Here is an 18362-nt window from a genome sequence, read left to right on the forward strand (position 1 = left end):
AGGGAGGTACTAGATCCCGCGCAGGTTGGGTTGGCGCTGGTCGAAGAAGAGGCCGGCGGGCGGCTCCTCCACCGGGAGTGGTGGGATCGGGTAGTCGCTGTGCACCCCGCGGCAGGCCGCGAACGGGCCGTCCGGGTCGAGCAGCGCCTGCATGTGCGGGTCAGCGTGGTCGCGCCACCAGACCGACATGCCGGTCGCCGGGTCGAGCCGCAAGTGCTCCCAGGCCCGCCAGATCGAGTCCAGCCGGCTCAGTGCCTCGGCATGCCGGAACCACTCCGGGCACCACATGTACTGCTGGCCGATGCGCCGGCAGTACAGGTAGACCAGGCGGTCCTCGACGAAGGCCGCTACATGCGGGTAGAAGAGTTCCTGCTCACCATCCACGACGCTGCTCCTCGGTCTGCTCCCAGATCGGCACCGGCGGGCCCGACGGCGCGGCCGGAGCCTGTGGCACTCCACCCGTGCCGGCTGCCACCCATGCGTTCGCCCCACCCTGCGCTGCGAACCCTGCGGCAGCACTTGGATCGTGGTGAGCCAGCGAGGCCTTCACCGCGCCGGCGTCGGGGCGGGCCATCCACGGCACGGTCTTGATCATCGTCGCCGGGATACCGGACGGGAAGATGACAGCGCGGCCGGGCGGCATCGAGGCGAGGTCGGAGACCTCCATGATGTGGTGCCGCTGGGTCTGCTTGCTCGTCCCGCGCTCGCCCTTGTTGTACGAGACCGAGCTGGACAGGATGTCGTAGTCGCCGATCAGCTTGCTCAGCCGCTCGAGGAAGTTCGCGTCTGATGCGCCACCGCCGTACACCCGGATGTTCGCCGCGGACCAGAGCTTCTCCATCCCGCGCTCGCCCCAGCACTCCATCCCCTGCGCCCAGGACTGCAGGATCGTCATCAGCACGATGCCGCGGGAGCCGAAGTGGCTGTAGAGGTCCGGCAGGTTCTTCCAGCGGCAGACGTTCGCCGCCTCGTCCAGTACGCCGACCAGCGGGTTGGGCAGCCGCCCCATCGGGCACGTCTTGGCGTAGTCCTCGGCCGCCTCCACGACGGCCACCGTCAACGCGGTCACCAACGGTCCCGCAGTACCGGCGCCTTCCTTGGACAGGCTGTACAGCGTGCCGCCCTCGCGGACGAACTTGTGCGGGTCGAACTGCGGCCGGTTGTCGTTCGGGCCGGCCGGGATCACCCAGCGAGTGACCTTGCGGTTGACCAGGAACTGGGCACTCTGCTGTGCGGTGCCGTAGACACCGGCGCGCTGCTTGTCCGGGGCGTTGATGACGCCGGACAGTGCGTCCGCGGAGAGCTGCAGACCCGGAGTGGAGCGCAGGATGCGCTCGGGCTCGTCGTTGCGCTGGTCGGCGAGCCAGCTGTAGACCTGCGTGATCGGGCGCTTGGCGACGGCCGCCGCCAGCAGCAGACCGGCTAGCAGGTCCGTACCGGCAGAGTCGAAGAAGGCGTCCGTCTGGGCGCCTTCCTTGCGCTGCGAGGCGACGAAGTGCTCCGCCAGCTCCCGCGCCTTCGTCTCGTCCGTGATGTAGCTGAGCGGGTTCCACCACCAGTTGTTCGGCTCGCCGCAGACCTCCTGCGGGTCGAACACCCAGACCGGGCCTTTCCTCGATCGGGGGTCACGAGTCGCGTCGACGATGTCGCGCTTGTTCGACGTGGCCACCACGGCCCCCGGAGCGTCCAGGATCGCCGGTACCGCGCGAGACGTCGTCTTACCGGTACGGGGACCCCAGATGTCGACGTGCATGTCCTCCCAGGACCCGAAGACCTCGAGGTTGTCCCGGACGGTGCGGCCGATCATCACGCCGGGACCCGCGTGCCCGGCGCCCAGCCGGTTGGCGATCTCCTGCGCGCCTTGCCGGGTGAGCTTGTAGATCTCCTTGCGCTTCGACATCAGCTGCGCGGATTTGTCGACGCGGGAGCCGGCATTGCGTCTCCGGGTGACCAGGTAGTACCCGCCGACGGTCAGCAGACCGAGCACGACGATCTCGATGATCAGTACGCCGGTAGCCGCGCCGGACCAGCGGACCCGGCCGTTGAGCATGTCGGAGATGTTGGTCATCGGATCGCCGACCGGCCGGGTGTGGTTGATCGCGGCGGCGATCTTGGTCGCCACCCAGGTCCCGCCGACGACCAGCGCGAACAGCCCGATCCCGATGAAGACCAGAACCGACTCCGCCGACAGCCCACCGGGGCCGGTACTCCGCTTGCCTTCAGCCATTACTCGTCTACTCCCGTGCGGGCGACAACGCGCGTTGTCGGGTCGGGGGGCGGCAGTGCCGTCATCGCGGGGTCGTCGAAGGTGTACTCCTCGACGACCTCTTCGGTACCGTCGTCGGCGATCTCCACCTTCAGTGGCCGGCCGTCCACGCCGGTCTTCCACAGCTTGTTCGTGTCGTTGATCTCGCGCTCGACCGAGGTCAACCCGACGTGCACCGGGATGCCCGGCCGTCCACCGACCTTGACCAGGAAGTTGCCTCGCCCGGGGGGCGCCGCCTCCTCACCGGTGGCCGGATCCCACGCGGGCGGGTCCTGCCAGCCGATCAGCATGTTCTGCTCCTCGCCGGACAGCGGTACGACGGCGGTCAGGTTCTCCATCTCGGCGCGCGGCAGGCCACCGCAGATCACCATCCCGGACCGTTCGACGAAGCCCTTCGCCTTCATCCGGTCCTCGGAGTGCTCCAGCGCCAGCAGGTCGGACATCGTGTGCGAGATCATCGCCATCCCGACACCACGCTGCCGGTTCAGCCGGGTCAGCGCGTCGACCCGGTCGACCAAGCCGCGCCCGGCGCGGAGTACGCGCCAGAGCTCGTCGAGGATGACGAAGTAGTGCCGCCGGGGCTCGAGACCGGCATCCGCCAGGGCCTGCGAGACCGCGACCGCGCCGAACCCGTATGACCAGCAGGCCAGCAGTACGGCGGCCTGCAGGCTGGTCTCGGAGTCGTCGATGTTCGAGACGTCGAAGACCACCGGTCGGTCCATCTTCATCGGCTGGTCGGTCTGCTCGGAGAAGATCTCGCCGAGCCGGCCGCCGCCGACCAGACCGATCAGCGACGCCTCCAGGCCTTCGGTGATCTGCCGGTACCGGTCCATGCTGCCGCGGTCGAGCGCGACATCGCGGACCCGGTCCGGCGCCTCCTGGACGACCTGCAGCAAGTCACGGAGTACCGGCGTGCCCTCGTGGCGCTCGTCGAGCACCTTGAGCGCCTCGTCGAGAATGGTCTCCTCGCGGTCGGTCGGCGGCGCGGACCGCATGATCGAGATCAGCGCCGAGACCATCGTCGACCGGCGGCCGTGCGCGTCGGCCTGGATCGCCTGCCGTGCACTGCCGGTGAGCCGCAGCGCGGCCTGCCGGGACTCGCCCGGGTCGAGCACGTTCAGGTGCCCACGGCCACGACCGAGCTCGATCACCTGGCCACCAAGGGCCACGACGAGATCCTTGTAGTCGGGCTTCAGGTCGCCAAGTACCAACGGCATCACCCCGTACCCGGCCAGGCCGAGCGCCATCCGCCGGGTGATCGTCGACTTCCCCAGACCGGGCTTGCCGAGCACGAACATCGACGGGTTGGAGATCAGCTTGGCGCGCATGAACCAGCTGATCGGGTCGCAGCACATGGTGGCCCCGGACAGGATGTTGCGGCCGATCGGCACCCCGACCATCGGGCTGCCGGTCCCCGCCGAGAACGGCCACATGCCGCAGACCTGGACGGTCGTACCGCGCCACTCCTGCGGGGCTTGCAGGTACGTCGAGTAGCCGCGCGCTGGGCCGGGCCAGCCACGTGGCATCGGCCGGCGGCCGCCCCGGCTCGGGTCGACCGGCTTCTTCTCCTTCTTGCTCACACTGACTCCCGCTGGGTCATAGCGCTTCCCGGAGGCCGGCCGGAACCGACAGGTGGCTCTGCAGCACGACGCCGAGCGGCAGCGCCGCCACGAAGGCGGAGTCCTGCGACCCGTACGCCGGGCGCAGCAGTACGCGGGCGGTCGCGCCGAGGTTGTCGATCGCGGCGACCATGTCGGGGATCTGCTCAGCCGTCATGACCGTGCCGGTGACGACCATGCCGAAGTTGACCAGGCCGGCGCCGCGGGCCTCTTCCATCGCGGTGCGGTCGGCTGCCCTGGCCTCGGTCATCGAGCGGGCCGACGGCCGGGACGACGTGGTCGCCCGGAAGGACGCGTTGCGCTTGTCAGCCTCGACCATCCGGGCCGCGGTGGCCGCGTCGAGCGGGCGGTAGAGGAGGGTGACGCGCTTGCGGTCGATGTCGGGGTGGGGACCGACCAGCTGGGACAGTACGGACGAGAAGACCTCGCCACGCGGGGCCTGGGTCATCTGCCAGGTCACCGACCAGGCGCTGTCATGCCGGTACTTGTCCCAGAACGCCTGGGCACCGGCCGGGCCGACATCCGTCCACTGCAGCTCGGGCGACATGCCCTGGCTACGGGCCTCGTCGATCAGTCCGGCGGCCGCCGGGTCGTACGCGATCCGGATCGTCTCGCAGAGCTCCTGGGCGTTGACCGGTCGGGCGGCGCCCGCGCCGGTGGAGTTCAGGCTCTGGGTCAGCGCGGGGAGCCGGGACGCGAGCTCGCGGCCCATGTCCTCTTCCTTGCGCCGCTTGCCGCTGCGGTCGGTGCCCTTGAAGGTCAGCGCGACCCGGGCCGAGACCAGCGCGGAACCCTCGGGGTAGGTCTGGACGACCTCGGTCAGCATCGCCCGGGCGATCGCCGGGGTGCCTTCCTGCATGTTGTTCATCACCTCGCGGCGCAGCCGGATCCCGGTGTCCGGGGCGCTCTCCACTGTCACCGAGGCGGCGATGATGCCCGGCTCGTGGCCCAGCGACGCGAGCCACTGACCCCAGTGCGCGACCCAGACGTCGATCTGGTCCTCGTCGACCAGCGAAGCACCGTCCGGCTCGGCGTTGATGATCACCGTGAAGTGCCGCGTGCTCGGGTAGAACAGCAGCGCGAACGGCCGGCCGTAGGAGTCCTTGTACTCGCTCAGCTGGGAGGCGGCCGCCAGACCGGGCAGCTGGAACTTGCCCCACGGCGTCCGCCCGAGCGGACCGGAACGGTAGATGTTGTGCTTGGCCATCTTTGCTCGCTGCCATCCAATACGGGTCGAGAGCCGTTGCAGGGCGGACTGGTTGTGTTTGTCCTTCATCATCAGCAGCAACAGGGAGCTGCCGACGATCAGCATGACGACCAGCGCCGCGCCCAGACCACCGGCGGTCAGGGCGATGATGGTCATCACCATGCCGCCCATCATGATTCCGGTGCCCAGCGTCCCCAGGCCGCCGATACCGGCCGAGGCCGGCTGGCGCCAGTTGCCGTAGGTCCGCGGGGCGGTCCGGACGTTGTCAGCCGCTGCCACTTGGTCCCTCATCCATCGCGTCGTTGTTGATCGTCTCGTTCGCGCCCGCCTGGGCCGCATCCTTGGTCACGTCGATGCCCTTCTTGACGGCAGCCGCGGTGGCGACCACCGCGATGCCGACCGGGCCCGCCGCAGCGCCGGCTCCTGCGGCCGCACCACCGGCCGCGGCTCCACCGCCTGCGGCAGCACCACCCGCAGCGGCACCGCCACCACCAGCGGCCGCGCCGCCCGCAGCACCACCGCTCGCGCCACCGGCTGCACCGCCACTCGCGCCACCGTCCGCACCGGCACCACCACCGCCGCCACCCCCGGCACTAGCCGGCGAGGCACCCCCACCTGCACCACCGGTACCACTGGGCTGAGGCGAGCCGCTCGGACCTGACGGCGGCGGCTGACTCGGCTGACTCGGCCTGGGGACGTTGCGAGCACCGCTCGGCCCGTCGCCCTGACTCTGGGCCGACTCGTTCACCTTGTCGCCGATCTTGTCAGCGCCGATCAGCTTGGCCGCGATCATCCCGGCACCGGCCGAGCCTGCCGTCGCGGCGACCATCGGTGCGATGAAGCGCATCAGGGCCGGCAACGCGAACAGGGCCAGCACCAGCATGGTGATGCCGACGACCATGTTCATGATCTGCAGGCCGACCGGGTCCTTGACCTCGCTGAAGTTGAAGCCGTGCCCGTTGTTCGACGCCAGCATGATGGCGGTCGCATAGACCAGGGCGGCCACCGGTTTGTACAGGACGAAGGCGAGCAGCCAGGAAACGATCCGCTTGAACCAGGCCTTGCCCATCTCGGTGTTGGTCGCCGCCGCCGCGATCGGCAGCACGCCGAGCAGCAGGATCAGCATCCCGCTGCGGACCACCATCAAGACGATCTGGATCACCGAGGCGAGCAGGGTCAGGATGCCGATCGTGATCAGCAGCCCGATACCGAGCCCGCCGGTCGCCGCCGCCGAGAAACCCATGATGCCCTTCATGGCGTCACGGAAACCGTCGCTGGCATGGAGCACCTGCGCCGGTTTGTCCAGGTCGACGCAGGTCCAGCCCTTCGCGTCCGCGGCAGGGTCACCGGTGGCCGTCACCGAGGTGGTGACGATGCAGTTCGCGAACTGGTCGCCGAACGAGATCAGCGCCTGGACCACCGCGATGCTGAACACCGAGGCGGCGCCGAAGGTGACCAGCGAGCGGATCAGGTCACGGGCCGTCTCGCCACGCTGGGTGTACGCCATCTGGATGGCGGCCACGAACACCCCGAGGGTGGCGACGGCGATGCCGATGTACTGCGTATGGGTCCAGATCCAGCCGACCGTGCCGCTGGCCGGCCGGCCGGTCGCCTCACTGCCCACCGCCGGTGTGGGGATGTAGACCCAGAAGGTGGCGATGGTGGCGAACATGCTGGCCAGGGCCTCGGAGAGGGCATCGAGAATTGGCTGGAACACGAGTTCGATCAACTTTCCGACGGCAGTTCCGAGTGCTTCCACGACCCAGCCCAGCAGGCAGTTGTACCAATTGCCGCCGCAGAGCGCGATCCTGATCATCTCAAGCCGCCTTCGGGGAGACGAAGCGCAACAGAGCGGGGAGCGCGACGATGCCCATCAGCATCATCGTCACGCCCGTGATGACCTTGAGTGAGTCGTCGGCCGGTGCGGCCATCAGCTTGATCGCGGTGGCATAGATCAGCGCGGCCACCGGTTTGTAGATCACGAACGCGACCAGCCACGAGATCGACCGCTTGAACCACATCATGCCCATCTCGGTGTTGGTGGCCGAGGCGGTCAGCGGCACCACGCCGACCAGCAGGATCAGCATCCCGTAGCGGATGATCATCAAGACCAGCTGGATCAGTCCGCTGATCACCATCAGGATCCCGACCAGGACCACCAGCGCCAGCCCGATCCGGCCCTTGAGCGGATCGGTGAGCTTGGCGGTCAGGCTGTCCTCGAAGGTCTTGCCCTTGCCCAGTGCCTGCTTGATGATCCAGCCCGAGAAACTGTCCGAGGCCTCGATCAGCAACGCGGCGAAGCCGGTGATACCGGCCGACACCATCGCCATCGTGATCAGGCTCTTCAGGATGTCGCGGAGCGGCTCACCGCGCTGCGAGATGGCCATCTTGATCCCGCCGGAGATCACCGCGATCGACGCGGCGAAGATCAGGATGTACTTGGTGTGGCCGGAGACGAAGCCGATCGTCTCGTTGCCCTGAAGATTCGGTGACTGGATGTCGATCCAGAGGAAGCCGACCGCCTTGACCACGGCGACGACGGCCTCGATCACCAGCGCCTTGATCGCGTCGAAGATCAGTCCGAAGAAGCCACCGAGGGCGACGTTGACGGCCTTGCCGAGGAACTCGGTGATGCAGTCGTCCCAGTTCGGTGGCCACCAGCAGTTCATCAGTGGAAGCATCACGCGCCCCCGAACCGGACGTACCCGGTCATCGACTGCAGCAGGTCCGGCTCGGTCGAGCCGTTGAAGCTGCCGTCGCTCTGCAGCACGGCTTTCCAGTCACCCTTCGACCAGGCCATCGTCACCGGGATCGACGCCACGTTCTTGTCGTCGATCCGGACCGCGATCGCGATGATCGCCCGGTTCGGCAGGTAGTCGAGCACCTTGAAGGCGGTGAACTGCGCCACCGTCTTGGTCTGCCCGGGCGTCGGCGGCGTCGCCTTGCCCTCGGCCAGCGCCAACTTCAGTCCCTGGTTGGGGACGAAACGCTCACGCAGTACCGGGATGGTCAGGTCCGGGTTGCGGATCTGACCGAGCGTCACCAGGGCGGCGAGCACCGCGCCGGTGGGCGAGTGGGCGAAGCAGGAGCGGACCCCAGCGCTGTTGGTCAAGGCCGGCCCACCTTCCTGCTGCGTCGGGATCAACATGTCCGCCTCGAACTCCCACGTCACCGCCGTCGGCGTCGTCCTGGGGATCCGCTGGTCGGGGTTCAGGTTCTTGCAGCCGCCGTGGCCCGGCTTCGGGCGCGCCGGGGGCGGAGTCGTCGTACCGGTCGGCTCCGCCGGCGGGGTCGCCGCCGAGCCGGTCGGTTCCTCGGTGGGCTGCTCGGTAGGAGCGGTACTGGTGGTCGGCGCCGACGGCTGGCTCACCGGGGTGTTGTTGCCCCGGGCGAAGAACCAGACCAGGAGGCAGACGAGCACCGCACCGACGACGATCACCGAGGCGACGAACCCGCGCCCCTGCCAGATGGCCTCGTCATCGCCGGTGCCGCCACCTCCGGCCCCGGAGTCGTCGTCCCTGCTGAACAGTCCCACTCCCGGATCAGCCTCCGGTGGCCGGGCGCGGGCAGTGGTTCAACGTCACGTCAGCTGTCCGACGAGGACGGTCGCGGACGCGATCACGATGCAGGCGGCCAGTACCCAGCCGAGCCGGGCGGCGTGCTCGCCACCCTCACCGCGACGCTGCCCGACGGCCATCATCGCGCCGGCGATCAGGATGCCGAGGATGCAGACGGTGAAGGCGATCCAGCGGACCCAGTCGACGACCTTGAGCAGCTTGTCCGAACCGGGCGGCGGAGTTCCGCCGTTGCCCATGATCAGGTCGGGAATCAGGTGTGCCAACATCATCATTGCGGTGTTGCCTTTCAGTAAGGGGCGGGGTATCCCGCTGGATTCGACGCGCGAAGAGCGTAGATGGATTCAAGGACTTCGAAAACCTCGTCCGGGGTGTTGTCAGGGGTGGGATCCTCCCCCCTTCGCCACTCCTCGATCCACGGAATGTCCCAGACCCTTGGAACCCCTCCGCCGACGATGTCGGCGAAATCGTCCAGCACTCTGGGCAACCGGCCAGGCGCGTCGGCGATCAGCACCAGACCGAGCACCGCCACTCCCTGGACCACTCCGGATGCCCACTCGATCGCAGCGCGCTGGGCCGCTCGCAGACCCGATCCATGGGTCCTGGCGACCAGTACCACCGGAGTCGGCACCGGCGGCGGCGGGATCGGCCAACGGTGGCCGGCCGCCCTGGTACCAGGCAGCAGTTGCGACATCGTCGTCTCGCCCGCTCCACCGTGCACACCGACCCACCACAGGGTGTCGGCGGCCGGAATGGCGAACTTGGGCAGCCGCTGGTCCTCCGCCGGCGCCGGTACGCCGTGCTGCGGCGTCGCCGGGCCTCGCGGAGTCAGGTCTGACGGCTGAGGCGGGCCCTGGTGCAGCTGCTGGGGACCTGGATCCGGCTGTTGTTGCCTCGTCCACGGGTTCTGCGGTTGCGTCATCGGCCCTCCTCTCGCGGTGTGTCACAGGCTGTCGCCCACAGTATTCTCTCGCTATCCGGGTGTGCTGGCGTGACCCATCCACAGGCGAGGATGTTTCTACCCCCTTGTCGGGGTCAGACGAGCCGGGGCCGGCTCGCGTTCTGGCATGCCATCGGGCGGAAGCATGAGTTACGGGCGGACGACATGCTAGAACGGCATCGGTACAGACGCTTCAACGAGGGAGTTTTGTGGCTGGAATGAGAGGTCACCGTGGCTGAGAAGGGCATTCCGTCCTGGCCGAAGGTGACGATCCGGCTGTACGACGACCACAACGCCGAGGTCAAGATCGCCGGCCGCAGTCACCCGGTCAACCACCACGACCCACGGCAGGCGGCGATCCAGCTCGTCAGTGAGCGCGCGGCCCAGCTCGGCCGCCCGGTGAAGGCGACCGCGATCGAGTCGGACGGCGCGTCCTGGCCATTGATCATCCACCCGGACGGCCAGGTCGAGTCGGTCGACGTCGATGTCAAAAGCAGCAAACCGATCTGGCCGATCATCGTGGCGACGATCGTGGCCGGCGTACTGATCGCCGCGACCGTCGTCTATCTGGTCGTCCTCCGGCCGTCGGGCGACGACGTCACCGAGCCGACCGTCTCGCCGAAGCTGCCGGAGCTGCCCGCGCCGAGCGTCGGGCCGGACCAGTTCGCCGCCCGGCCGGTGCCGATGGGCTGGACGGCCAGTGCCAGCTGGACCGTGGATCTCGATCCCGACACCGCCCCGGCCGTCTCCCCCGACGGCAAGGAGGTCGCGATCATCACGCCGGACGAGAAGATCGCGGTCTTCGACAGCAACGGCAAGGTGCTCTGGCAGGACAAGGTGCCGCGCGGCGCCGAGACCCCGGTCTACACCACCGTCGACGGCAAGCCGGTCGTGGCCGTGGTCGCACCGGAGTCCCTGTACTACTGGGCCGGCGACGGCGCCGAGGCGATCGAGCTCGAGCTGCCGAACACGGCCACCGTCGAGTTCTTCGGTACGTCGCCGCTCGTCGTGCTCAGCAGCGATGCCGGCGCGAGTGTCGTCTCGGGCGGTGAGCTCAAGCCACTGCCGACCGCTCAGCGGCTGACCACGCTGCTGCTGGCCGAAGGCGACAAGGCGCTCTCCGCGCGGTACGCGGGTCCGTTGTACTGGGACCAGCCGGACAAGGAGGTCGTCGCGTTGATGCCCAAGGCACCGAAGGGCGCGACGACCATCGACCACATCGTTGCCGCCAGCCCCGGTCGCGCGCTGGTGGTCTGGAAGACCCCGGTCGCCGATCGGGTGATCCCGACGGTGAACGACAGCACCAGCGGCGCCGTTCTCGCGATCTGCCCGACCGTGGCCGCGAACGAGGCGGCCGGCTGGCAGTGGGTGCCCGACGAGGCGCACAAGGTGGCCGCGTGGGGTGAGTGCCTGATCAACTTCAGCAGCAAGAAGACCGTGTTCACCAAGGACTTCGAGCCGCTGTCGATCACCGGGGTGACCGTCTACGGCCAACTCGGCAGCAACCTGTCCGCCGGTACGCCGGGAGGCAAGTTCCGTACCCTGGCCCCCGACACCGCCCGGCCGTGGGGTGTAGCAGGCACCCACGCGATCGTCGTCCACGATGGCGTCCTGTACGCGCTGGACAAAGCAAAGTGAAGCGACCACTGGCCGCTCTGGTCACCACACTGACGCTGCTACTGCCGGGCCTCCCGGCCGCGGCCGCCGGCGACGACCCCGCTCCCCAGTCCTGGCCCACCATCGAAAACCCAGGCACCAGCGGCGGCTCGGCCAACGACCCCAAAACAGTCGACTGGCCACAAATCACCAAACCCGACAACAGCACCACCAACGACCCCAAACCCAACGAATGGCCAGCCCCCGAACCGGGCTGAGCCCTCGAAGCCCTGCGCATCACGTCGGCGCCCAGGGCGATACAGCAAGGCGCTGAACCGCTGCGACGACGCCAGCCGAGCGCTCCCGAAGAAGCCCACACCGAGCCGAGCACCACCGGTAGCTGCGACCAAGGCCGACCCCGAGCCGCCTTACTTCCAACGCCCGCGAACGGACCGAAGGCCAGCCCCCGGGGGGCGCAGTGCCCGCGGCGGACGCTGCGGACAAAGCCGACCCCGAGCCGCCGTACCTCCAACTGCCCGGACGGACCGAAGGCCGGCCCGGAAGTGTGGGGCCGGCATGGCGCTGTGGGCGAGACCGGGGTGGAGCGCTGGGGGCGCGGGTGGGGACAAGCGAGCGCTGGCCAGGAGCTGTGATCCCTGCCCGGCCTGTAGGTGAGACCGCGGCGGAAGGCTGCGGGCGCGGGTGGGGACAAGCGAGCGCTGGCCGGGAGCTGTGATCCCTGCCCGGCCTGTAGGTGAGACCGCGGCGGAAGGCTGCGGGCGCGGGTGGGGACAAGCGAGCGCTGGCCGGGAGCTGTGATCCCTGCCCGGCCTGTAGGTGAGACCGCGGCGGAAGGCTGCGGGCGCGGGTGGGGACAAGCGAGCGCTGGCCGGGAGCTGTGATGCCTGCCCGGGCTGTGGGTGAGGCCGGGGCGGAGGGCGGGTGTTGTGGGTGGGGACAAGCGAAGGCCCGCTCTCCGGGGAGGGCGGGCCTTCGGGGTGGTGCTGGGACCTCAGACCGCCTGGACCTCGAGGCGGACGGTGGCGGCCACGTCGGAGTGCAGTTGCACTGAGACCTGGTGCTTGCCGGTGGTCTTGATCGGCGAGCCGATGGTGATGGCGCGCTTCTCGACCAGCGGGCCACCCGCGGTCTTGATCGCCGCGGCGATGTCCGCCGGGGTGACCGAACCGAACAGGCGACCGGTGTCGCCGGCCTTCACGTTCAGGGTGACGCCGAGCTGCTCGAGCTGGTTCTTGACCTCGCTCGCGTGCTCCTTGCCCTGGATCGCCCGGGCGTCACGCGCCCGCTTGATCGACTGGATCTGCTTCTCCGCACCACGGGTCCAGCCGATGGCCAGACCACGCGGGACGAGGTAGTTGCGGCCGTAGCCGTCCTTGACCTCGACAATTTCGCCGGGGGCTCCGAGGCCCTCGACTTCCTGCGCCAGGATGAGCTTCATGTCTCAGACCTCCCTCAGCGAGCGGTGCTCGTGTAAGGCAGCAGAGCCACCTCGCGAGCGTTCTTGATAGCGGTTGCGACATCGCGCTGGTGCTGGACGCAGTTGCCCGTCACCCGACGCGCGCGGATCTTGCCGCGGTCGGAGATGAACTTGCGCAGCAAGCCCGTGTCCTTGTAATCGACGTACGTTGCCTTGTCCTTGCAGAAGCCACAAACCTTCTTCTTGGGCTTCCGAATGATCTTGGCCATTGTGGTGCTCTCTTCCTACTAGCTAGAGCCCGGCTGCTGCCGGAATGGTCATTCGGTAAAACAGGCCTGCGACGAGATCAGAACGGAGGCTCTTCCATCGAGCCGCCGCCACCCTGACCTGCCCAGGGGTCGTTCTGCGGGGCAGCGGACTGACCGCCGCCACCGCCACCACCGGCCGGAGTGGCCCACGGGTCGTTCGCCGGGGCGCCGCCGCCACCTTGGTTGCCGCCGAAGCCGCCCCCTTGGTTGCCGCCGCCACCGCCGCCGAAACCACCGCCACCGCCCTGGTTACCGCCACCACCGAAGCCACCGCCGCCGCCGTCGGTGCGCGACGTCTTGGAGATCTTCAGCGTCGCGTACCGCATGCTGGCGCCGATCTCCTCGACATCGCACTCGAAGACGGTCCGCTTGTTCCCGTCGCGGTCGTCGTAGCTACGGGCCTTCAGGCGACCGTGCACGACGACCCGGGAACCGCGGGTGAGGGATTCGGCAACGTTCTCGGCAACTTGGCGCCACACCGAGCACGAGATGAAGAGGGTCTCCCCGTCCTTCCACTCGTTGGATTGCCGGTCCAGCGTCCGCGGGGTGCTCGCGATGGTGAAATTCGCCACCGCGGCGCCCGAGGGCGTGAACCGCAGTTCCGGATCACCCGTCAGATTTCCGATCAGGGTGATAGGTGGTTCGCCTGCCATTGCCGTTCCTCCTGCATTCGGGTGTGGCTGTGTCTACAGCTATCAGTAGCGGATGGCACCGACACCGAAGCCGTTGACGACCCCAGGGATCAGTGCTGGTCCGGACGGATGACCTTGGTGCGCAGGATCGACTCGTTCAGCGTGAGCTGACGGTCGAGCTCCTTCACGACCGCCGGCGTGGCGGTCAGGTCGATGATGGCGTAAATGCCCTCGGACTTCTTCTTGACGTCGTAGGCCAGCTTGCGACGGCCCCAGATGTCGAGCTTCTCGACCGTGCCACCTTCCTTGCGGACGATGTTCAGGTACGTGTCGAGGGACGGTTCGACGGTGCGCTCTTCGAGCTCAGGGTCGAGAATCACCATGACTTCATAACGACGCATGCGCGAACTCCACCTCCTTCGGACTTTGGCGGCCACGGTCTTTCCGTGGCAGGAGGGCGATGCGTGCCCGCCGCCGACAATCGCCGTCGGCGCCGAGCTGGGTCAAGCAGTAAGCCCGGTCGAAGGACCGGGCCCACACCAACAGAATACCAGCGCCTGGACACACCCTTGACCACTATCCACAGGCCAGTTCCGCCCGGGCGTGGCGCTCAGCCGGCCTCGAGCACAGGGTAGGCGCCGTCTCCCCAGCCCGAATGGGCCAGTACGACGTTCTCTCCCGCCGTCGCGGCCGGCATCACGATGTTCGCGCAGCCCTCGATCAGGTGCGTGCCGGAGTCCATCAGCGAGAACCAGCTCCGATCGGTGCCGTTGTCGAACAGCTCCTCGTACCAGTTCCCCTCCGGCATCCCGGCCGCAACCGCTTCGGCGTCCGCGAACCCGACAGTGCCCGCGTCGACGAAGACCGCCAGGCACTGGCCTTCCTCCAGCGGCTCGTCCGCAGGGGCGCGCGGTGGTTGCGGAAGTGTCGGTGGGCGGTCATAAGGTGACGGGCATGAGCTTGAAACTTGGCGCGCACGTTGAGCAGAACGATCCGCTGGCTGAGGCTGCTGACCGGGGTGCCGAGGTGGTGCAGTTCTTTCTGGGCGACCCACAGGACTACAAGGCGCCGAAGGTGGCGTACGCCGACGGCGCCGAGGCGCTGAAGGTGCGGGCGGAGGCCGAGGGGATCGACCTGTTCGTGCACGCGCCGTACCGGCTGAACGTGGCGACGCTGAACAACCGGATCCGGATCCCCAGCCGCAAGCTGCTGCAGCAGACCCTGGACAAGGCGGCCGAGATCGGCGCCAAGGGCGTCATCGTGCACGGCGGGCACGTCGGCGAGGACGACGACCCCGAGGCCGGCTTCGACAACTGGCGCAAGTGCATCGAGCGCGCGGACCTGCCGGTGCCGCTGCTGATCGAGAACACCGCGGGCGGCGAGAACGCGATGGCCCGCAAGCGGGAGCGGATCGCCCGGCTGTGGGACGCGGTGCAGAGCTCAGGCAACGAGCACGTCGACCGGGTGGGCTTCTGCCTGGACACCTGCCACTTCCACGCCGCCGGCGAGGACCTGCCGACGGTGGTCGAGCGAGTTGTCGCGATCACTGGCCGGATCGACCTGGTGCATGCGAATGGCTCGCGGGATGCGTTCGGCTCGGGCGCGGACCGGCACAGCAACTTCGAGGAGGGCGAGATCGACCCGGCCGAGATCGTCGCGGTGGTGAAGGCCGCCGACGCTCCCGTCGTGGTCGAGACCCCGAACGGCGACCACGGCCAGAAGGCCGACATCGACTACCTCCGCGCGCACCTCAAGTAACCCGCCAAGCAGTCCGCCCCGGCGGTCCGGGTCAGTCTGTGGGTGGGCGGTTGAGGTTGTGGAGCCAGTAGGTGATGCCCCAGGGGAGCAGGAGGGCCAGGCTGCCGGTGTCGCGGCCGGGGATGAGGATGTCGGCGCCGACGGCGATCACCAGGCAGATGGCTGAGAGCTGGAAGAGGTTCGTCGGGCCGACCTTGGTACCCAACGTGACCCGCCCGAGCCCGCAGGCGACGTACAGGGCAGCAAGGGCGAGGATGGCGAGTCCGGCGAGGGCGATGCCCACCCAGGCGGCCGTGCCGTACCTGTCCGACGACTTGACGATGTCGGCGACCAGGAAGACGCCGATGAACGCGGTGAGCACGGCGCAGCCCCAGAGCACGCGGATCGTGGTGCGCTGGGCGCGCTCGGGATTCGGTTCGGCAGCAGCCATGCGCGGGACGGTACCGCAGACCCGCGAGGCCCCGGTGCACCAGCCGCAGACCCGCAAGCGCCGGTGCACCAGTCGCAGGCCCGGATGGGCTCGGTGCACCAGCGGCAGACGAGAATGGTCCGATGCAGACCTGGGCCGACCGACTTCCCGACCTGTACGCCCCCAGCCACTGGCCGTGGGGTGAGCTCGACGTCCAGTTCACCACCGAACTGCCGCCTGACGAACTGATCAGCAACGCGCACGTCGTCGGCCGGACCGAGGGCGGCATCGTCGTCTGCGCCAACGACCTCGGCTGGCGGTTCCTGCCCGGCGGCACCCGCGAGCCGGACGAGACGATCGACAACCTGGTGGAGCGCGAACTGCTCGAAGAGGCAGGTGCCCGGCTCACCGGCCCGCTCATCTGGCTCGGCGCCCATCGAGCCGAGCACCGCCGACCGGCGCCGTACCGGCCGCATCTGCCGCACCCGGTCTCGTACTGGGCGAACTACGTGGTCGATGTCGTGGTCGACGGCCAGCCGACCAACCCCGACGACGGCGAGCAGGTCACCGAGGTGCTCGTGCTGCCTCCCGACGAGGCGATCGCCTACCTCGACGCGATGGACGACAACCACGGCGTGATGGGCAACCTGGTCAGGCTGGCTCAGGCAATGGGTCTGGTCTGACCGACCACGGCAGTACGAACGCGCTGACCAGGCACAACGCGCCGGCCACGAACATCGCAGTACGCAGGCTGGTTAACCCGGCAGTACGCCGCCCGCCGCCATGAACACGGGCTGGACCGAGCGCGACGTGATCGACCATGAGGTGAGTACCCGCGCCATGAACCCGTCCTGCGTGACCTCCATCCGGTAGGTCGCGAACGACGGGTTGAAGGCACCCGCGGCAACCAGCAACCCCGTCTCGGCCAGGATCAGCAGTAGGAACCCGTCGACACCAGACGTCGCCAAGGGCAGCAACAGCAGCCACGGCGTGCGCAGTACGCCGAAGACCAGCAGCATCCGGTGCAGCCCGAGGCGACGGGTCAGCCGCGGAGCGAGCCAGGCACCGAACACGCCACCGAGGCACGGCACCCCGGCGACCAGCCCGTACTGCCACGGGTGCATGTGCAGGTCACGCAGCATCAGCACGGGCAGCAGCGGCGACACCATCATCACCGGACCGCCGAACAGTTGCGAGTTCCAGAACAGCGACCGGAGCCCGCGATCGCGCCAGATGTACCGCCAACCGGCAGCGACGTCGCGCTTGCCCTGCCGCGCTACCGGCCCCGGCTCGGGCTTGCGAATGCGCCGGACGCCGACCGCCGAGAGCAGGTACGACACGGCATCGATCACGAGCGTCAACGGAGCGCCGACCAGGCTGACCAGCGCACCACCGATCGGCGGCCCGATGCTCAGAGCCGTCCAGGTGGTCGATTCGAACCGGCTGTTCGCCTCGGCTCGCCCCTCAACCGGCACCAACGCCTTCAGATGCGCGCCGCTCGCCGCCGTGAACGCGATCAACGCCGCCGACTGCACCACGCCGACCACGCACAGCTGTGGATAAGTCAGCGCATCGAATGCCATCGCGACCGGGACGCTCAGCAACGCGACGAACCGCACCACATCGGCCGCGATCATCACCGGCCGCTTGCGTCTCTGCTCGATGAAATCGCCCATCGGCAACGCCAGTGCGGCCCCCGCAAGCGCCGACAACGCCGCCAGCAGCGCCACCTGGAAGGTGCTCACGTCGAGCACCAGCACGGCGATCAGCGGCAGTGCGCCGTACCCGATCCCGCTCCCGATCGCGCTGATCGCATACGCAGTCCACAACCGCCCGAAGTCCTGACTCAGTGACGGCACCCGCCCGAGCGTAGAAGGCGCCACCGACAGTCAGCGGAGGTTGAGGCCGCCGTCGAGCATGATCACTTCGCCGGTCAGATAGTCGTGCCCGGCGATCGCCGCGATCAGGTCGGCGACATCCGCGGGTTGGGCGGGGCGGCGCATCGGGCTGAGGGTTTTCCACAGGGTTTGGGCTTCGGTCCAGTCCGCTGTCATCGGGGTGTCGACCAGGCCGGGGGCCACGGCGTTGACGCGGACCTCGGGGCCGAGGGCGGCGGCCAGAAGTTTGGTGACGTGGTTGAGGGCGGCCTTGGTCGCCGCGTAGGCGATCGAGCTGCCTTTGGGGCGGACGCCGGCGTGGCTGGTGACGTTGACTATTGCGCCGCGGGACTCGCGGAGGGCGGGCAGGGCTGCGGTACAGAGCAGCCACGGGGCGATGAGGTTCACCTCCAGGAGCCGGCGCCAGTCGGCGGCGGTGAGGGCGTCGAGGTCGGCGTGGGGCACCGGCCAGCTGATGCCGGCGTTGTTCACCAGTACATCGAGGCGCCCGTACGCTGCGAGCACCTGAGGTACCAGCCCTGCTGCCTCGTCCTCCTGCGACAGGTCGGCCTGCAGATAGCACCCGCCCAGCTCGGAAGCCAGCGCGAGCCCCGCATCCCGGCTGCTGCGCGAATGGACCACCACTGTCATCCCGTCGGCAGCAAACCGCCGTGCCGTCGCCTCCCCGATCCCAGAGGCCGACCCAGTCACCAGCGCCACCTTCTGCATGGCCTCAC

Annotated in this window: 21 protein-coding genes; 4 read left to right on the forward strand and 17 right to left on the reverse strand. The window is 68.6% G+C overall.

The genetic code is table 11. From position 1 onward, the window contains the following. Nucleotides 1-9 precede the first annotated feature (9 nt). The 9 genes from ACIA12_RS20165 to ACIA12_RS20205 are packed head-to-tail and all read right to left on the reverse strand — an operon-like array spanning nucleotide 10 to nucleotide 9589. Nucleotides 10-384, reverse strand: a complete 375-nt coding sequence (locus ACIA12_RS20165) for a DUF4913 domain-containing protein (RefSeq protein WP_164601935.1) — start codon at nucleotides 382-384, stop codon at nucleotides 10-12. Continuing rightward, a complete protein-coding gene (locus tag ACIA12_RS20170; RefSeq protein ID WP_396368544.1) occupies nucleotides 374-2227 on the reverse strand; it encodes a type IV secretory system conjugative DNA transfer family protein in 1854 nt (617 codons plus the stop codon). The genes ACIA12_RS20165 and ACIA12_RS20170 overlap by 11 nt, the downstream gene beginning before the upstream one ends. After that, on the reverse strand, nucleotides 2227-3846 hold the full coding sequence (locus ACIA12_RS20175; RefSeq protein ID WP_396368545.1) for an ATP/GTP-binding protein: 1620 nt from the start codon (nucleotides 3844-3846) through the stop codon (nucleotides 2227-2229). The genes ACIA12_RS20170 and ACIA12_RS20175 overlap by 1 nt, the downstream gene beginning before the upstream one ends. A gap of 16 nt (nucleotides 3847-3862) precedes the next feature. Beyond that, entirely contained in the window at nucleotides 3863-5383 is a 1521-nt protein-coding gene (locus tag ACIA12_RS20180; protein WP_396368546.1) for an SCO6880 family protein, read from the reverse strand. Then, nucleotides 5358-6908 (reverse strand): hypothetical protein, encoded by a 1551-nt coding sequence (locus ACIA12_RS20185; protein ID WP_396368547.1) that lies wholly within the window; start codon nucleotides 6906-6908, stop codon nucleotides 5358-5360. The genes ACIA12_RS20180 and ACIA12_RS20185 overlap by 26 nt, the downstream gene beginning before the upstream one ends. A 1-nt stretch (nucleotide 6909) precedes the next feature. Next, the gene (locus ACIA12_RS20190) at nucleotides 6910-7761 is read right to left on the reverse strand and encodes a hypothetical protein (protein ID WP_396368548.1); all 852 of its coding nucleotides are present in this window, start codon (nucleotides 7759-7761) and stop codon (nucleotides 6910-6912) included. A gap of 11 nt (nucleotides 7762-7772) precedes the next feature. Next, nucleotides 7773-8627: a hypothetical protein gene (locus ACIA12_RS20195; protein ID WP_396368549.1), complete on the reverse strand. Its 855-nt coding sequence runs from the start codon at nucleotides 8625-8627 to the stop codon at nucleotides 7773-7775. Nucleotides 8628-8672: 45 nt separating this feature from the next. Then, nucleotides 8673-8942, reverse strand: coding sequence for a conjugal transfer protein TrbC (locus ACIA12_RS20200; RefSeq protein WP_396368550.1), 270 nt, complete (start codon nucleotides 8940-8942; stop codon nucleotides 8673-8675). 14 nt (nucleotides 8943-8956) lie between these two features. Further along, complete coding sequence (locus tag ACIA12_RS20205; RefSeq protein WP_396368551.1) at nucleotides 8957-9589, reverse strand: DUF6668 family protein; 633 nt, start codon at nucleotides 9587-9589, stop codon at nucleotides 8957-8959. Between the two features lie 249 nt (nucleotides 9590-9838). On the opposite strand from ACIA12_RS20205, the gene ACIA12_RS20210 reads away from it, so the two are divergent. Beyond that, nucleotides 9839-11245, forward strand: coding sequence for a hypothetical protein (locus tag ACIA12_RS20210; protein WP_396368552.1), 1407 nt, complete (start codon nucleotides 9839-9841; stop codon nucleotides 11243-11245). Continuing rightward, on the forward strand, nucleotides 11242-11481 hold the full coding sequence (locus ACIA12_RS20215) for a hypothetical protein (protein WP_396368553.1): 240 nt from the start codon (nucleotides 11242-11244) through the stop codon (nucleotides 11479-11481). The genes ACIA12_RS20210 and ACIA12_RS20215 overlap by 4 nt, the downstream gene beginning before the upstream one ends. Nucleotides 11482-12215: 734 nt before the next feature. Here ACIA12_RS20215 and rplI read toward each other — a convergent pair. From rplI to ACIA12_RS20240, 5 genes are all read right to left on the reverse strand, one after another. After that, nucleotides 12216-12662 carry a 50S ribosomal protein L9 gene (rplI, locus tag ACIA12_RS20220; RefSeq protein WP_396368554.1) on the reverse strand — a complete coding sequence of 149 codons (447 nt, stop codon included), beginning with the start codon at nucleotides 12660-12662 and terminating at the stop codon, nucleotides 12216-12218. Between the two features lie 14 nt (nucleotides 12663-12676). Beyond that, nucleotides 12677-12910, reverse strand: a complete 234-nt coding sequence (rpsR, locus tag ACIA12_RS20225) for a 30S ribosomal protein S18 (RefSeq protein WP_020390880.1) — start codon at nucleotides 12908-12910, stop codon at nucleotides 12677-12679. Between the two features lie 77 nt (nucleotides 12911-12987). Continuing rightward, nucleotides 12988-13602: a single-stranded DNA-binding protein gene (locus ACIA12_RS20230; protein ID WP_363826972.1), complete on the reverse strand. Its 615-nt coding sequence runs from the start codon at nucleotides 13600-13602 to the stop codon at nucleotides 12988-12990. Between the two features lie 89 nt (nucleotides 13603-13691). After that, entirely contained in the window at nucleotides 13692-13982 is a 291-nt protein-coding gene (gene rpsF, locus ACIA12_RS20235) for a 30S ribosomal protein S6 (protein ID WP_164601910.1), read from the reverse strand. Nucleotides 13983-14191: 209 nt separating this feature from the next. Beyond that, entirely contained in the window at nucleotides 14192-14635 is a 444-nt protein-coding gene (locus ACIA12_RS20240; protein ID WP_396368555.1) for a DUF4241 domain-containing protein, read from the reverse strand. Between ACIA12_RS20240 and ACIA12_RS20245 the strand changes: the two genes are divergently transcribed. Further along, entirely contained in the window at nucleotides 14536-15339 is an 804-nt protein-coding gene (locus tag ACIA12_RS20245; protein WP_396368556.1) for a deoxyribonuclease IV, read from the forward strand. The genes ACIA12_RS20240 and ACIA12_RS20245 overlap by 100 nt on opposite strands. A gap of 31 nt (nucleotides 15340-15370) precedes the next feature. On the opposite strand, the gene ACIA12_RS20250 is transcribed toward ACIA12_RS20245, so the two are convergent. Next, a complete protein-coding gene (locus tag ACIA12_RS20250; protein WP_396368557.1) occupies nucleotides 15371-15769 on the reverse strand; it encodes a hypothetical protein in 399 nt (132 codons plus the stop codon). Between the two features lie 122 nt (nucleotides 15770-15891). On the opposite strand from ACIA12_RS20250, the gene ACIA12_RS20255 reads away from it, so the two are divergent. Continuing rightward, nucleotides 15892-16431, forward strand: a complete 540-nt coding sequence (locus ACIA12_RS20255; RefSeq protein WP_396368558.1) for an NUDIX hydrolase — start codon at nucleotides 15892-15894, stop codon at nucleotides 16429-16431. A gap of 72 nt (nucleotides 16432-16503) precedes the next feature. On the opposite strand, the gene ACIA12_RS20260 is transcribed toward ACIA12_RS20255, so the two are convergent. Both ACIA12_RS20260 and ACIA12_RS20265 read right to left on the reverse strand, forming a co-directional pair. Next, nucleotides 16504-17607 carry an MFS transporter gene (locus ACIA12_RS20260; protein ID WP_396368559.1) on the reverse strand — a complete coding sequence of 368 codons (1104 nt, stop codon included), beginning with the start codon at nucleotides 17605-17607 and terminating at the stop codon, nucleotides 16504-16506. Nucleotides 17608-17637: 30 nt separating this feature from the next. Next, a complete protein-coding gene (locus ACIA12_RS20265; protein ID WP_396368560.1) occupies nucleotides 17638-18354 on the reverse strand; it encodes an SDR family NAD(P)-dependent oxidoreductase in 717 nt (238 codons plus the stop codon). Nucleotides 18355-18362 lie beyond the last annotated feature (8 nt).

The organism is Kribbella sp. NPDC051620, assembly GCF_044453825.1.
Lineage (GTDB): Bacteria > Actinomycetota > Actinomycetes > Propionibacteriales > Kribbellaceae > Kribbella.

Bases quoted from the DNA above. Each gene is read 5' to 3' on its own strand.
- ACIA12_RS20170 (WP_396368544.1), bottom strand. From the start codon at position 2,227: ATGGCTGAAGGCAAGCGGAGTACCGGCCCCGGTGGGCTGTCGGCGGAG.
- ACIA12_RS20180 (WP_396368546.1), bottom strand. From the start codon at position 5,383: ATGAGGGACCAAGTGGCAGCGGCTGACAACGTCCGGACCGCCCCGCGG.
- ACIA12_RS20185 (WP_396368547.1), bottom strand. From the start codon at position 6,908: ATGATCAGGATCGCGCTCTGCGGCGGCAATTGGTACAACTGCCTGCTG.
- ACIA12_RS20190 (WP_396368548.1), bottom strand. From the start codon at position 7,761: ATGAACTGCTGGTGGCCACCGAACTGGGACGACTGCATCACCGAGTTC.
- ACIA12_RS20200 (WP_396368550.1), bottom strand. From the start codon at position 8,942: ATGATGATGTTGGCACACCTGATTCCCGACCTGATCATGGGCAACGGC.
- ACIA12_RS20205 (WP_396368551.1), bottom strand. From the start codon at position 9,589: ATGACGCAACCGCAGAACCCGTGGACGAGGCAACAACAGCCGGATCCA.
- rplI (WP_396368554.1), bottom strand. From the start codon at position 12,662: ATGAAGCTCATCCTGGCGCAGGAAGTCGAGGGCCTCGGAGCCCCCGGC.
- rpsR (WP_020390880.1), bottom strand. From the start codon at position 12,910: ATGGCCAAGATCATTCGGAAGCCCAAGAAGAAGGTTTGTGGCTTCTGC.
- ACIA12_RS20230 (WP_363826972.1), bottom strand. From the start codon at position 13,602: ATGGCAGGCGAACCACCTATCACCCTGATCGGAAATCTGACGGGTGAT.
- rpsF (WP_164601910.1), bottom strand. From the start codon at position 13,982: ATGCGTCGTTATGAAGTCATGGTGATTCTCGACCCTGAGCTCGAAGAG.
- ACIA12_RS20245 (WP_396368556.1), top strand. From the start codon at position 14,536: ATGAGCTTGAAACTTGGCGCGCACGTTGAGCAGAACGATCCGCTGGCT.
- ACIA12_RS20250 (WP_396368557.1), bottom strand. From the start codon at position 15,769: ATGGCTGCTGCCGAACCGAATCCCGAGCGCGCCCAGCGCACCACGATC.
- ACIA12_RS20255 (WP_396368558.1), top strand. From the start codon at position 15,892: ATGCAGACCTGGGCCGACCGACTTCCCGACCTGTACGCCCCCAGCCAC.
- ACIA12_RS20265 (WP_396368560.1), bottom strand. From the start codon at position 18,354: ATGCAGAAGGTGGCGCTGGTGACTGGGTCGGCCTCTGGGATCGGGGAG.